Here is a 12,607-nt window from a genome sequence, read left to right on the forward strand (position 1 = left end):
CTCGTGGCCGCGCGGGGGACCCTTCGGGGGTGATCCAGCCGGGCGCCGGTCAGGGCGTGCGCGGGTCCGGCAGCGGGTGCTCGCCGGTGCCCGGGACACGTGGCCGCTCCGTCGCGGGCGCGGGGGCCAGCAGCCTGCTCAGGCCCCTGCGGGTCGAGGCGACCACGACGCGGTCGCCCGCCTGCAGCACGTACCCCGGGTGCAGGCGCCACTCCAGTTCGCCGGCGCCCGTGGACGTCACGGATGACAGGTCCTGCTGCCGCTCGTCCTCCGACGCGGTGTCGAGGGCGACCACCCGCCAGGCCTCCGGCTGGAACGCCTGCTCCACGGTGCGGCCCTCCAGCAGCGGATTGTCCCGTACGTCGACGGCGGCGAAGACCAGCACTCTGCGGCCCACCGAGATCGCGCCCAGCACCTGCCGGCCCATCATCGCCCCGGCGAACGCCGGAGCCGCGAGAGCCGAGACGCTGCGGCTGCGCGTCTGAGCGGCGGGATAGGTGTCGCGCAGGGTGCGGTAGACCGTGGCGGCGAACGCGTCGTCGAACAGCCGCATCACCACACGCAGTTCGGGCTTGATCTGACGGGCGTTGAGCGACGCCTCCAGATTGATGCCGTCAGTGCTGGTGAGGGCGATCAGCGCGCGGCTGCGTTTGATCTTCGCCTGCTCCAGGACGCCGTCGTCGGTGACGTCGGCGATCAGCGTGGGCACCCGGCGCCTGCGGGCGAGGGCGATGCCGCGCGCCTCGTCGTTCTGCTCGATGCACACGACGGGGATGTTCAGTTCCAGCAGCCGCTCCAGTACGTGCTTGCCGACCTTCCCCAGGCCCACCAGCACGACGTGCCCGGACATCCCGCGTGGCGGTGTGGGCAGTGCCGCCGCCTTGCGGAAGGAGCCGTAGCTCTCCAGGACGACCGCCAGGAGCAGCGGCAGCAGCATCATCCCGGCCAGCCCGGCGAGGAGTTGGAGCACCTGCTCGTCCGCGGGCTCCCCCAGGTTGGGTTCGTTGATGGCGAAGAGGTCGAGGAGCGTCACATAGCCGGCGTGCAGGGGGGAGTCGCGGCTGATGACCCAGTTCACGGTGGCGAGGGCGAGCACGACCACGGTCATGGCGACCAGGGAATACCGCAGGCGACGCGAGAAGAGCTCCTTGAAGGCGAGCATCCGCGGAAGCCGCCGGGCGCGTCCGGCGGTCGGGCGGTCGGTTCTGCGGGTGATGGCCTCCAGGACGACGGCCTCGCGCTGCGGCGGCAGGCCGCTGAGGTCCTCTTCGCCCGGCAGCAGCACGGGGCCGCGCCCGTGGCGGCCGCCCGCTTCGCTACGGCCGCCCTGATCGGCCGGCCCGGCCTGGCCGCCGCGACTGCCGGCTGCGGCGGGGGCGCCGGCTGCCGGGCCGCCGGGGGCTGCGCCGCGGGCGCCGTCGCTGCTGCCGTCATCCGGCCCGCTGTCCGTCCGGCCGTCCGGTCCGCCGCTCCCGTCGCCGCTGTCGTCCTCGCTGTCGTCGGAGTCGCCCTCGCCGTTCTCCGTGTCCTCGGTCGCGGGCATCAACGCGAGCGTGCACAGGGGGTTGCGGCGGTCGACGTTCCGCAGCGTGCGCTCTTTCGCGCGCAGCAGCAGCCCGTCCGCATACATCACCTTGTCGCTGCCGACGACGGCGGCGGCGACGATCGACGGAGCGGCGGTGTCGGAGTCCGAGAGCACCGTCGTGGTGGTGTCCGCCGCCTCGGCCGCCGTCGCGCCGCCGCCACGCGGCCGCGTGCCGCCCAGCCGCGCTGCCCGGTCCAGGAGGTCGGCTAGATACTGCCCCAGGTTGCGGTTGAACATCCGGATGACCAGGCGTACCCGGGGGTTGAGCCGACGGGCCCGCAGCGCGATGTAGATGTTCAGCTGGTCGTCGCCGGAGGTGAGCGCCAGGGCGCTGGCACGCTCGATGCCGGCGCGTACGAGCGCGTCGTCGTCGGGGACGCGCGCCTCGACCGCCTCCACCGACAGCCCCCGCCTGCAGGTGAGTCCGGCGATCTGCGGGCCGTGGCTGCCGCCGCGCAGCGAGGGCAGTACGACCGTCACGTGCTGCCCGTAGACCGTGGCCAGCTCTCTTGTGACCCGCTGCGCGAGCGCGTTGTCGCCGCAGACCACCATGTGCCCGCGCAGGCCGCGCCCTAGGCTGCTGTCCATGGTCTCCAAGGACAGTTCCCCCCTGAACATCTGCGTCTTCTGCTCGGCTGCCGAACTCGCCGACGTGTACACGGAGTCGGCGCGCGAGTTCGCCGAGCTTATCGGCAGCCGCGGACATTCTCTGGTGTGGGGCGGATCGGACGTCGGCCTGATGAAGGTCGTCGCCGACGGGGTCCAGGGCGCTGGCGGGAGGCTGGTGGGGATCTCCGTGGACTTCCTGCAGAACGTGGCGCGGGAGAACGCCGACGAGATGGTCGTCACCGCGACGCTGGCCGAGCGCAAGGCACAACTGCTGGAGCGCGCCGACGCGTTCGTCATCATGGTGGGCGGCACCGGGACCCTGGACGAGGCCACGGAGATCCTCGAACTGAAGAAGCACGGGCTGCACGCCAAGCCCGTCGTGCTGCTCAACACGGCCGGCTACTACGACGGGCTGCGGCAGCAGCTCGCACGCATGCAGGCCGAGGGCTTCCTGCCGCTGCCGCTGTCGGAGCTGGTCGCCTTCGCGGACGACGGCCCGGACGCGCTTCGGCTGCTGGAGGCGTGAACTCCCCCGCGAAGCGGCTGAGTTGCCTACTTCCTGTTGTACAGCCGCATCGTGAGCGTTCCGAAGACGGCGATCAGCACCGCGGAGGCCATGAGCGTCCAGCTGATCTCGGACCCGGGCCACTCGCCGTCCATCAGCCCCCGTACGGCCGCGACGAGATGGGTGACGGGGTTGACGTCGACGAACGCCTGCAGCCACCCGGGCATCGTGCTCGGCTCCACGAGGATGTTGCTGAGGAAGGTGAGCGGGAAGAGCACCATCATGCTGATGTTCATCACGGATCTCTCCGTGCGCAGCAGCAGCCCGAACATCGTCCACAGCCAGGAGAAGGCGAAGGAGAAGGCCACCAGCAGGGCGATCCCCGCCAGCACGCCCATCACCCCGCCGGCCGGGCGGAAGCCCAGCACCAGTCCCACGGCCAGGATCACCAGTGAGGCCATGGTGTAGCGGAAGGCGTCACCGAGGAGATAGCCGACCATCGGTGCGGGCCGCCAGATCGGCAGCGTACGGAAACGGTCGAACACCCCTTTCTCGATGTCGGTGTTGACCGAGACGCCGGTGTACATGGTGGTCATCACCACGCTCATCACCATGATCCCCGGCAGCAGGAACTGCAGGTACTCACTCGTGGAGCCCGCCAGCGCGCCGCCGAAGAGGTACGTGAACATCAGCGTCATCATGATCGGGAAAGCGGTGACGTCGAAGAGCTGCTCGGGCACGTGCTTGATCTTCAGCATCGCCCGCCAGCCGAAGGTCATGCAGACGGACAGCGGACTCGGACGGGGCGGCCGTTCACCGGAGAGCAGCGCGGCGGGCAGCGTGGCGGACGTCGCCGCCGGGGGAGTGCCGCGGGCGGGTGTACGGGGCTGGGCGGGCGCGGTGTTCATCGTGTTCTCTCCTCGGCCGGGGCTGCTGCTCTGTTCCCGTCGTGTGCGGCGTCCCTGTTCCCGTCCCGCGCGGCTTCGTGTGTGGAGTCGTGTCCGGCGTCCTGTTCGGGGTCGTGCGCGGGGTGGTCGGTCAGGGCCAGGAAGACCTCGTCCAGGCTGGGCTGGCCCAGCGAGAAGTGGTCCACGGCGACCCCGGAACGCGTGAGTTCGGCCAGTGCGCGTGCGGCCTGCTCGGCCGCTCCGCTCTCCGTGCCGTCGCCCGGTACGCGTGCGGTGAGCGCCACCGGGTCGCTGCCCGGCTGCACTTGGGCCGCCAGGGACTGCGAGAGGACCTTCCGCGCCTCCTCCCGCTGCCCGGCGTCCCGCAGCCGCAGATGCACCGAGCCCGCGCCGACGGACGACTTCAACTGGCCCGGTGTGCCCTCGGCGATGACCCTGCCGTGGTCGATCACGGCGATACGGCCCGCGAGCTGGTCCGCCTCGTCCAGGTACTGCGTGGTCAGCAGCACCGTCGTCCCCTGCGCGACGACGGCGCGGACGATGTCCCAGACCTGGTTGCGGCTCCTCGGGTCCAGCCCGGTCGTCGGCTCGTCCAGGAAGAGCAGATCGGGGGTGTTGAGGATGCTCGCGGCGATGTCGATGCGCCGGCGCATGCCGCCCGAGTACTGCTTGACCTGACGCCGCGCCGCGTCGGCGAGCCCGAAGGCCTCCAGCAGCTGATCCGCCCGCTTGCGCGCGGCGGGCTTGGAGTGGCCGAGCAGGCGGGCCAGCAGCACGAGGTTCTCCGTGCCGGTCAGGTCCTCGTCGACGGACGCGTACTGCCCGGTGAGGCTGACCCGGGCCCGTACGGCCTCCGCCTCGCCGACCACGTCGTGCCCGAAGACCTGGGCCTGCCCGCCGTCCGGGCGCAGCAGCGTCGCCAGCACCTTCACGGCGGTCGTCTTGCCCGCGCCGTTCGGGCCGAGCACCCCGTAGACCGAACCGGCCGGGACGCGCAGGTCGATGCCGTCCACGGCCCGGTTGTCGCCGAAGGCCTTCACCAGGCCCGACGTCTCGACCGCCGGGGTACCGGTGCCCTGGGGGCCGGTACCCGGGGTGCCCGTCCTGTCTGCCGGCATCGCTGGCCTCCCGTTCCGCGTCGCTCCCGGACGCCGCTCCGTGCGCGGGGTGCCGTCCGGCTCACAGCGATCAGACCGGGCCGGTGGAGCAAACTCATCGGTGCCCGTCGCAGGCGGCCGGTGCACGGGGCGGGGGCCGGCTGGGGGACGATGGTCACATGGCAACGCATCTGATCACCGGTGCCGGCTCGGGCATCGGCGCCGCCGTGACGCGGCGGCTTCTCGACCGTGGCGACGAACTGTGGCTGCTGGCGCGCGACGCCGGCCGCGCCGCGGAGCTGAGGGAGCGCTTCGAAGGCGCCCGCAGCGTCGTCGGCGACCTCGGTGAACCGGAGCGGCTCTCGTGGGCCCTCAGCCAGCAGGACCTGCCGGACCGGCTCGAGTCGCTGCAGCACATCGCGGGCGTCGTCGAGCTGGGCGAAGTCGGCGAACTGAGCGCCAAGGTCTGGAACCACACCCTGGCCGCCAACCTCGTCGCGCCCGTCGAGCTGACGCGTCTGCTGCTGCCCCAGCTGCGGCTCGCCCGCGGACACGTCCTCTTCGTCAACTCCGGTGCGGGGCTGCGGGCCAACCCGCAGTGGTCCGCGTACGCCGCGAGCAAGCACGGGCTGAAGGCCTTCGCGGACGCCCTGCGCGCCGAGGAGAGCGGCAACAGCCTGCGCGTCACCTCCGTCTATCCCGGGCGCACCGCCACGCCCATGCAGGAGAAGGTGCACCGCCAGGAGGGCAAGGAGTACGACCCCGCCCGGTGGATCAGCCCCGAGGCCGTCGCGACGACGCTGCTGACGGCGCTGGACATGCCGCGCGACGCGGAGGTCACCGACCTGACCGTGAAGCCGGGCCCATGAGCACCGAGAAGACGGTGTGGGGCGCGGCCGCCGCCACCGGCATCGGCTCGATGCCCGGTGAGGACGCACGTGAGGCGGCCCGCACGGTCACGGGCACCCTGGAGGCCTTCCCCTTTCTCGCGGAGCTCCCCGCGCGCGGCCCCGGCGCGGACATGACGGGACGCACCGTGGGCCTGCTGGCCGAGCTGTACGCGCATCTGGAGCCCAGCGGCTGGCGGATCAGCGACCGGCCGGGCCGCGACACCAGGCGTGCGCGGTCCTGGATGGGCGAAGACCTGGACGCGCTGGAGGAGTTCGCGCAGGGGGACACGGGCGGCCCGCGCGCGCTGAAGGTCTCCGCGGTCGGGCCCTGGACGCTGGCCGCGACCCTGGAGCGGCGAGGCGGTGAGGCCGTGCTCGGCGACGCGGGCGCGTGCCGCGACGTGACGGCGTCCCTCACCGAGGGACTGCGGGCCCATCTCGCGGACGTACGGCGCAGGGTGCCCGGCGCGCGTCCTGTACTGCAGCTCGACGAGCCGCTGTTGACGGCCGTGCTGCTCGGCCGGGTGCCGACGGCCAGCGGCTACCGCAGCCACGGCGCCGTCGACCGCGCGGTCGCCGAGGGCGCGCTGCGGGAGGTCACCGCCGCCTGCGAGGCGGAGGGAGTGCCCGTCGTCGTGCACTCGTGCGCGCCGCGGCCTCCCTTCGGACTGCTGCGCCGCGCGGGCGTCACCGGGGTCTCCTTCGACACGGGTCTGCTCACCGAGAGTGAGGACGATGCGATCGGTGAGGCCGTCGAGGCCGGCACGGTGCTCTTCGCCGGTGTCGTGCCGGGTGCCGGGCCGCCCGAGGGCGGATTGTCGGACCCTGCCGGTAGCGTCAGTGGTGTCAGGTCGCTGTGGCGCAGGCTCGGGCTGTCCCCGGCTCTCCTCGCGGAGTCGGTCGTGGTCACCCCGGCATGCGGTATGGCGGGCGCCTCGCCCGCGTATGCGCGTGAAGCGCTCGCCCACTGCGTCCGGGCGGCGAGATCCCTCGCCGACGACCCTGAGTGACGGGAGGACGAGACGGTGGCCCGCAACGAGCGAACGCCGGCGCCCGCCGATGCGCGCGAGCAGCATCAGCGCCTGGCCGAGCAGATCGAGGAGCACCGCTTCCGCTACTACGTGCGGGACGCACCGGTCGTCAGCGACGCCGAGTTCGACCGGCTGCTGCGTGAGCTGGAGGGCCTGGAGGCGGAGCATCCGGAGCTGGTCACGCCCGACTCCCCGACGCAGAAGGTCGCCGGGCAGTACGAGACGGAGTTCACCGAGGTCGCCCACCGCGAGCGGATGCTGTCGCTGGACAACGCCTTCGACGACGGGGAGCTGGAGGAGTGGGCGGAGCGCATCGCGCGTGAACTGGAAGGCGTTGAGTACCACTTCCTGTGCGAGCTGAAGATCGACGGCCTTGCGGTCAACCTGACGTACGAGCACGGCAGGCTCACCCGCGCGGCCACCCGCGGCGACGGGCGCACGGGCGAGGACATCACGCCCAACATCCGCACGATCGCCGACATCCCCGAGAGGCTGAGCGGCAGCCGCGTCCCGGAGCTGGTCGAGGTCCGGGGTGAGGTCTTCTTCCCCATGGAGCGCTTCGAGGAGCTAAACGCCCGCCTGGTCGAGGGGGGCGACAAGCCGTTCGCCAACCCGCGGAACGCGGCCGCGGGTTCGCTGCGCCAGAAGGACCCGAAGGTGACGGCCACGCGTCCGCTGCGCATGGTGGTGCACGGCATCGGTGCCCGGGAGGGCTTCGACGTCCCGAGCCTCAGCCATGCCTACGGCCTGCTGCGCGAGTGGGGCCTGCCCACCTCCCAGTACCCGAAGGTGGTGGACGGGCTCGCGGGCGTCCGCGAGTTCATCGCCTACTACGGCGAGCACCGCCACTCGGTGGCGCACGAGATCGACGGCGTGGTCGTGAAGCTCGACGAGGTGCGGCTCCAGGGGCGCCTGGGCTCCACCTCGCGTGCGCCGCGCTGGGCGATCGCGTGGAAGTACGCCCCGGAGGAGGTGAACACGAAGCTGGTCGACATCCGCGTCGGCGTCGGCCGCACGGGCCGTGTCACGCCGTACGCGGTGGTGGAGCCGGTGACGGTCGCCGGCTCCGAGGTCGAGTTCGCCACGCTGCACAACCAGGAGGTCGTCCGGTCCAAGGGCGTCCTCATCGGCGACACGGTCGTGCTGCGCAAGGCGGGCGACGTCATCCCGGAGATCCTGGGGCCGGTCGCCGATCTCCGGGACGGCAGCGAGCGGGAGTTCGAGATGCCCGCGCACTGCCCCGACTGCGGTACGGCGCTGCGCCCCATGAAGGAGGGCGACATCGACCTGCGGTGTCCCAACGCCCGTTCCTGCCCTGCCCAGTTGAGGGAGCGGCTGTTCTATCTGGCGGGCCGCAAGTGCCTGGATGTCGAGCACTTCGGCTATGTGGTGGCCACGGCGCTGACCCAGCCGCTGGAGCCGGCCGAGCCGCCGCTGAAGGACGAGGGCGGCCTCTTCGACCTGAAGGTCGAGGATCTGCTGCCCATCAAGTCCTTCGTCCTGGACACCGACAGCGGCCTGGCCAAGCGCGATCCCGAGACGGGCGAGGAGAAGGTCGTCACCCTCTTCGCCAACCAGAAGGGCGAGCCGCGCAAGAACACGCTGGCGATGCTGGAGAACATCCAGGCCGCCAAGGAGCGTCCGCTCGCCCGGATCATCACCGGGCTGTCGATCCGTCACGTGGGGCCGGTCGCCGCCGAGGCGCTGGCCCGCGAGTTCCGCTCCCTGGACCGGATCGCCGAGGCGGGCGAGGAGGAGCTGGCGGCGACCGAGGGCGTCGGGCCGACCATCGCGGCCTCGCTGAAGGCATGGTTCGCCGAGGACTGGCACCGCGAGATCGTCGACCGGTGGCGTGCAGCGGGCGTCCGGATGGAGGCGGAGGGCTCCGCCGAATCGGGCCCGAGACCGCTGGAGGGGATCACCGTCGTGGTCACCGGGACGCTCGCGACGCTCACAAGGGACAGCGCCAAAGAGGCCCTCCAGGAACGGGGCGCGAAAGTGACCGGATCCGTTTCGAAGAAGACCGGGTTCGTGGTGGTAGGAGAAAGCCCCGGGTCCAAATACGACAAGGCCGTCCAGTTGAAGGTGCCTATTTTGGACGATGACGGCCTCGCCGTTCTTCTGGAGCAAGGTCCGGACGCCGCGCGCGAAGTGGCCGAAAAGCACCCCGAACAGGGCACTGAGGGCTAGTCAAGTCTTCCCAGTTTTCCCGCTGTTGTGTGCCCGTCACAGGTGTCCCATGCGTTTACGCCCGGGTATGCACACAGAAGCCGCACTGTTATCGGCTGTTGTGCGCGAATGGGGCTGGATCAGCCGGGTCGCGCACAGCCAACCCCGGCCGATCGCTGCCCTGGAGGCGGTGTGCGGCCTACTGTTGATGTGTGTGCCTGATTTGGGGAAGCAGGCACGGACGGCCGGCGGAGGGACGGGCATGCAGGAAATTCCTGGGGGCCACGGCCCCCCGTACTCCAGCCTGCCCGACGGCACGAGCGGCAGTACGGGGTCCACGGGCGGAGCGGAGGACGTGCCGTGGGTGCAGCGCCTGGCAGCGCTGCGGGTGCCCGGACTGCCGTCGCTCGTCGTCGTCGGAGCGGGCGTCGCTCTCGGTTCGGGCATCTTCCGGGTCGTGACGGACGGCAGAGCCCTGTTCCCGGACGCGGTCACGGGCTGGTCGCTGGCGGTGCTCACGGGCCTGATCGTCGGTCACCTCATCGCACTCGGACGTGACCGCTGGTGGAGCGGCACCGGCTCGGGCGCCGCACTGACACTGGCCATCCTGCTGCTCTACGGCTGGGCGCCCGCCGTGGTGGTCAGCCTCGCCGTGGTGGTGCTGGTGGGCGCGGTGCGCCGGCACCGCTGGAGGCAGGCGGTGGTGCAGGGCGCCGTCGACATCCTCGGCATCGGGGCGGCGGCGCTGTCACTGGCCGCCGTGGGCGTGCGCCCGTCCGTCGCGGACCCCTGGAAGCCCGCCGACTGGGGCTACTTCTCGCTCCCCGAGATCGTCATGGCGGCCTTCGCCTACCTCGTGGTCACACGCGTCCTGCTGTGGTTCTCGCACGCCCCACGCAAGACGGGGCTGCCCACCGCGCTGCGCAGGGCACTGATGCGGCAGGGGCTCGTCGCCGTCGCGCTGCTGGGCATATCGCCGCTGATAGCGGTGGTCGCCGCGTACCGCCCGGTACTGCTGCCGCTGTTCGCGGTGCCGCTCATCGCTCTCGACTCGACGCTGTGGATCGCCCGCATCCGCGCCGAGGAGGCGCTGCGCGACCCGCTGACGGGCCTGCCCAACCGGCAGTGGCTGCTGGAGCGCACCTGGTCGGCGCTGGACGAGGCGGACCGCACCGAGGCCCGCTCCGCGCTGGTCCTCATCGACCTCGACCGCTTCCGCTCCGTCAACGACACCCTCGGGCATCTCGCGGGCGACAGGCTGCTGTTGAAGATCGCCGAACGGCTGCGTGCGGAGCTGCCGCGCGGCGCGGAGGCGGCCCGGCTCGGCGGTGACGAGTTCGCCGTGCTGATCCCTCTCGCCGACTCCACCACCAGCGCGATGCGCGCCGCCCGCACCCTGGTCTCCGCGCTGGGCTCACCGCTGGACCTGGACGGGCTGACGCTCGTCCTGGAGGCCAGCGCGGGCGTCGCCGTCTTCCCCGAGCACGCACGCGAGGCGGAAGGGCTGCTGCGCCGCGCGGACGTGGCGATGTACGAGGCGAAGCGCGACCGCACGGGCGTCGAGGTGTACGAGGCGACGCGTGACGGCAACACCCCCGACAGGCTCGGCCTGCTGGCGGACCTGCGCCGCGCGCTCGACGCGGGCGAGGTCGAGCTGCACTACCAGCCCAAGGTCGGCTTCGACGGCGTCGTCTCCGGCCTGGAGGCGCTGGTGCGGTGGGTCCATCCCGAGCGCGGGCGCGTCCCTCCGGACGAGTTCATTGCGATAGCCGAGACGTCGGGGCTGATGCCGCGGCTCACGGAGTACGTGCTGGAGACTGCCCTCGCGCAGGTCTCCCGCTGGCGCTCCGACGGGCTCATGGTGCCCGTCGCCGTCAACGTCTCGCCCCGCGACGTCCACGCGCCCGGCTTCGCGGGCGCGGTCGCCGGACGCCTCGCGCGGCACGGAGTCCCGGCCGGCGCGCTCCAGTTGGAGATCACCGAGCACGTCCTGCTGGAGGACCCGCACCGCGCCGCCGACACGCTGGCCGCCCTCGCCGGGCACGGCGTGAAGATGTCCCTGGACGACTTCGGCACCGGCTACTCCTCGCTCGTACATCTGCGCCGGCTGCCGGTGAGCGAGCTGAAGATCGACCGGTCCTTCGTCGCCAGGCTCGCGGTCGACGCGGAGGACGCGGAGATCGTGCGCTGCACCGTCGATCTGGCGCATTCGCTGGGCCTGCTGGTCGTGGCCGAAGGCGTGGAGGACGACGAGACCTGGGAGCGGCTGCGGGACCTGGGCTGCGACGCGGTACAGGGCTGGCTGGTCGCGGCCGCGATGCCGCCCGACGAGACGACGGCATGGCTGCGGGCGCGGGACGGTGTGCCGCACTCCCTCGAACGCGGCTCCCTGGAACGCGCCCGCCCGCGGCCGCAGCTGGAGTGCGGCCCGTCGGCCTCGGCCGCGGGCTCGACCCGCCAGCACCCGGGCTCCGGGGGCGGCACCTCCCGCTCCTCGGGGCCGCCCTCGAAGCCGACCCAGTCCCACGACGCGAATCGCCCCACGGGGTGGCAGCCGGTCCAGTAGCGGCCTCCCGGCCCGTGGCCGCTCCGGGGGCGTGCCCTTCCGGCAGCGGGGCGCGGTTCCGCCGTCCCGCGGAACCGCGTCCGGATGCCGTGATGCCGATCCGGGCGGCCTGTCCGGAGGCCGGACGCCTGCCCGCCTTCGGCGGGACAGCCGTGCCGGGTCTGCGGCTGAGAACCCCTGACAGGTGTGCCGTCCATGCGGCGACCGGCGTTGCCGCCTCGTCCCGGACCTCCTCCCGCCGGACGACGCGGCGCAGAACGGGCCGTGGATACCCTGCCGTCGAGTGAAGACGACAACTGGGGGCTCACGTGGCGCTGTTCGGGAACGCACACACCATCGATCCGGCGAAAGCGCAGCAGGAGTACGGGCGTCTGCTCGGGCGGAACGAGCAGGTGCACGCCGCGTTCCTGCTGATACGCGACACCATCCTCTTCACCGACCGGCGGCTGATCCTCGTCGACAAGCAGGGCATGACCGGCAAGAAGGTGGAGTACCACTCCGTTCCGTACCGGAGCATCTCGCACTTCGCGGTGGAGACGGCCGGCACCTTCGATCTCGACGCGGAGCTGAAGATCTGGATCTCCGGAGATCCCACTCCTGTCCAGAAGACCTTCACCAAGGGCGTCGACATCTACGAGGTGCAGGCCGTGCTCACGGAGTTCGTGGCGCGCTGACCGCGCGCCGTACGGGGTCCTGGCGCGCGGGCGACGCCGGCACGGCGAGGTGCCGCCCCCGCCGGCGTCCGGTCCGGAGCAGGCAACGAGCGCATCCACGATCCCGGACGGCGCCCCGGGGACCGGGCGCACACCATGTGCACCACCTGGGCGAGTGATCCCGACCGGCTTGAAAGGCTGCCGCCCAGAGGCTGGAACCGCCCGGCGGCACGGGCCGGCCCGGGGGAGCCATAGGATTGAGGCGGAAAATCCAACACTCACCCAGAGGACCGCTGCATGCCTGGCATCTCGCGCGAGGAGGTCGCCCACCTCGCCCGGCTGGCGCGCCTGGAGCTGAAGGACGAAGAGCTGGATCACTTCGCCGGTCAGCTCGACGACATCATCGGTGCTGTAGCCACCGTCTCCGACGTCGCCGACGAGGACGTACCGCCGACCTCCCACCCGCTGCCGCTCACCAACGTCATGCGCCCGGACGTCGTGCGTCCCGGCCTGACCCCCGAGCAGGCGCTCTCGGGCGCCCCGGCACAGGAACAGCAGCGTTTCAAGGTGCCGCAGATCCTGGGGGAGGACTGA

The 12,607-nt window shown here is 71.9% G+C and carries 10 protein-coding genes; 7 read left to right on the plus strand and 3 right to left on the minus strand.

Going from position 1 to position 12,607, the window contains the following annotated elements; all coding sequences use genetic code 11:
• Positions 1-49 precede the first annotated feature (49 nt).
• Positions 50-2,173 (minus strand): NAD-binding protein, encoded by a 2,124-nt coding sequence (locus AN215_RS25600; protein ID WP_245694715.1) that lies wholly within the window; start codon positions 2,171-2,173, stop codon positions 50-52.
• Between the two features lie 22 nt (positions 2,174-2,195).
• On the opposite strand from AN215_RS25600, the gene AN215_RS25605 reads away from it, so the two are divergent.
• Positions 2,196-2,720, plus strand: coding sequence for an LOG family protein (locus AN215_RS25605; protein WP_070011336.1), 525 nt, complete (start codon positions 2,196-2,198; stop codon positions 2,718-2,720).
• Between the two features lie 26 nt (positions 2,721-2,746).
• On the opposite strand, the gene AN215_RS25610 is transcribed toward AN215_RS25605, so the two are convergent.
• Both AN215_RS25610 and AN215_RS25615 read right to left on the minus strand, forming a co-directional pair.
• Entirely contained in the window at positions 2,747-3,607 is an 861-nt protein-coding gene (locus AN215_RS25610; RefSeq protein ID WP_070010796.1) for an ABC transporter permease, read from the minus strand.
• Positions 3,604-4,725, minus strand: a complete 1,122-nt coding sequence (locus AN215_RS25615; protein WP_079123409.1) for an ATP-binding cassette domain-containing protein — start codon at positions 4,723-4,725, stop codon at positions 3,604-3,606. The genes AN215_RS25610 and AN215_RS25615 overlap by 4 nt, the downstream gene beginning before the upstream one ends.
• A gap of 158 nt (positions 4,726-4,883) precedes the next feature.
• Here AN215_RS25615 and AN215_RS25620 point away from each other — a divergent pair, with 158 nt between their 5' ends.
• From AN215_RS25620 to gatC, 6 genes are all read left to right on the plus strand, one after another.
• Positions 4,884-5,573, plus strand: a complete 690-nt coding sequence (locus tag AN215_RS25620; protein WP_070010795.1) for an SDR family oxidoreductase — start codon at positions 4,884-4,886, stop codon at positions 5,571-5,573.
• The gene (locus tag AN215_RS25625) at positions 5,570-6,604 is read left to right on the plus strand and encodes a methionine synthase (RefSeq protein WP_070010794.1); all 1,035 of its coding nucleotides are present in this window, start codon (positions 5,570-5,572) and stop codon (positions 6,602-6,604) included. The genes AN215_RS25620 and AN215_RS25625 overlap by 4 nt, the downstream gene beginning before the upstream one ends.
• 15 nt (positions 6,605-6,619) lie before the next feature.
• Positions 6,620-8,815, plus strand: coding sequence for an NAD-dependent DNA ligase LigA (ligA, locus tag AN215_RS25630; protein ID WP_070010793.1), 2,196 nt, complete (start codon positions 6,620-6,622; stop codon positions 8,813-8,815).
• 241 nt (positions 8,816-9,056) lie between these two features.
• Positions 9,057-11,360: a putative bifunctional diguanylate cyclase/phosphodiesterase gene (locus AN215_RS25635; protein WP_171904277.1), complete on the plus strand. Its 2,304-nt coding sequence runs from the start codon at positions 9,057-9,059 to the stop codon at positions 11,358-11,360.
• 308 nt (positions 11,361-11,668) lie between these two features.
• A complete protein-coding gene (locus AN215_RS25640) occupies positions 11,669-12,034 on the plus strand; it encodes a PH domain-containing protein (RefSeq protein ID WP_070010792.1) in 366 nt (121 codons plus the stop codon).
• A gap of 276 nt (positions 12,035-12,310) precedes the next feature.
• On the plus strand, positions 12,311-12,607 hold the full coding sequence (gene gatC, locus AN215_RS25645) for an Asp-tRNA(Asn)/Glu-tRNA(Gln) amidotransferase subunit GatC (protein ID WP_070010791.1): 297 nt from the start codon (positions 12,311-12,313) through the stop codon (positions 12,605-12,607).

It is taken from the genome of Streptomyces abyssalis (assembly GCF_001751365.1).
Classification (GTDB): Bacteria; Actinomycetota; Actinomycetes; order Streptomycetales; family Streptomycetaceae; genus Streptomyces; species Streptomyces abyssalis.

What these genes read in the sequence shown, in the direction of transcription:
- AN215_RS25600 (WP_245694715.1), bottom strand. Translation starts at nt 2,173, where the DNA reads ATGGACAGCAGCCTAGGGCGCGGCCTGCGCGGGCACATGGTGGTCTGC.
- AN215_RS25610 (WP_070010796.1), bottom strand. Translation starts at nt 3,607, where the DNA reads ATGAACACCGCGCCCGCCCAGCCCCGTACACCCGCCCGCGGCACTCCC.
- AN215_RS25615 (WP_079123409.1), bottom strand. Translation starts at nt 4,725, where the DNA reads ATGCCGGCAGACAGGACGGGCACCCCGGGTACCGGCCCCCAGGGCACC.
- AN215_RS25620 (WP_070010795.1), top strand. Translation starts at nt 4,884, where the DNA reads ATGGCAACGCATCTGATCACCGGTGCCGGCTCGGGCATCGGCGCCGCC.
- AN215_RS25625 (WP_070010794.1), top strand. Translation starts at nt 5,570, where the DNA reads ATGAGCACCGAGAAGACGGTGTGGGGCGCGGCCGCCGCCACCGGCATC.
- AN215_RS25635 (WP_171904277.1), top strand. Translation starts at nt 9,057, where the DNA reads ATGCAGGAAATTCCTGGGGGCCACGGCCCCCCGTACTCCAGCCTGCCC.
- gatC (WP_070010791.1), top strand. Translation starts at nt 12,311, where the DNA reads ATGCCTGGCATCTCGCGCGAGGAGGTCGCCCACCTCGCCCGGCTGGCG.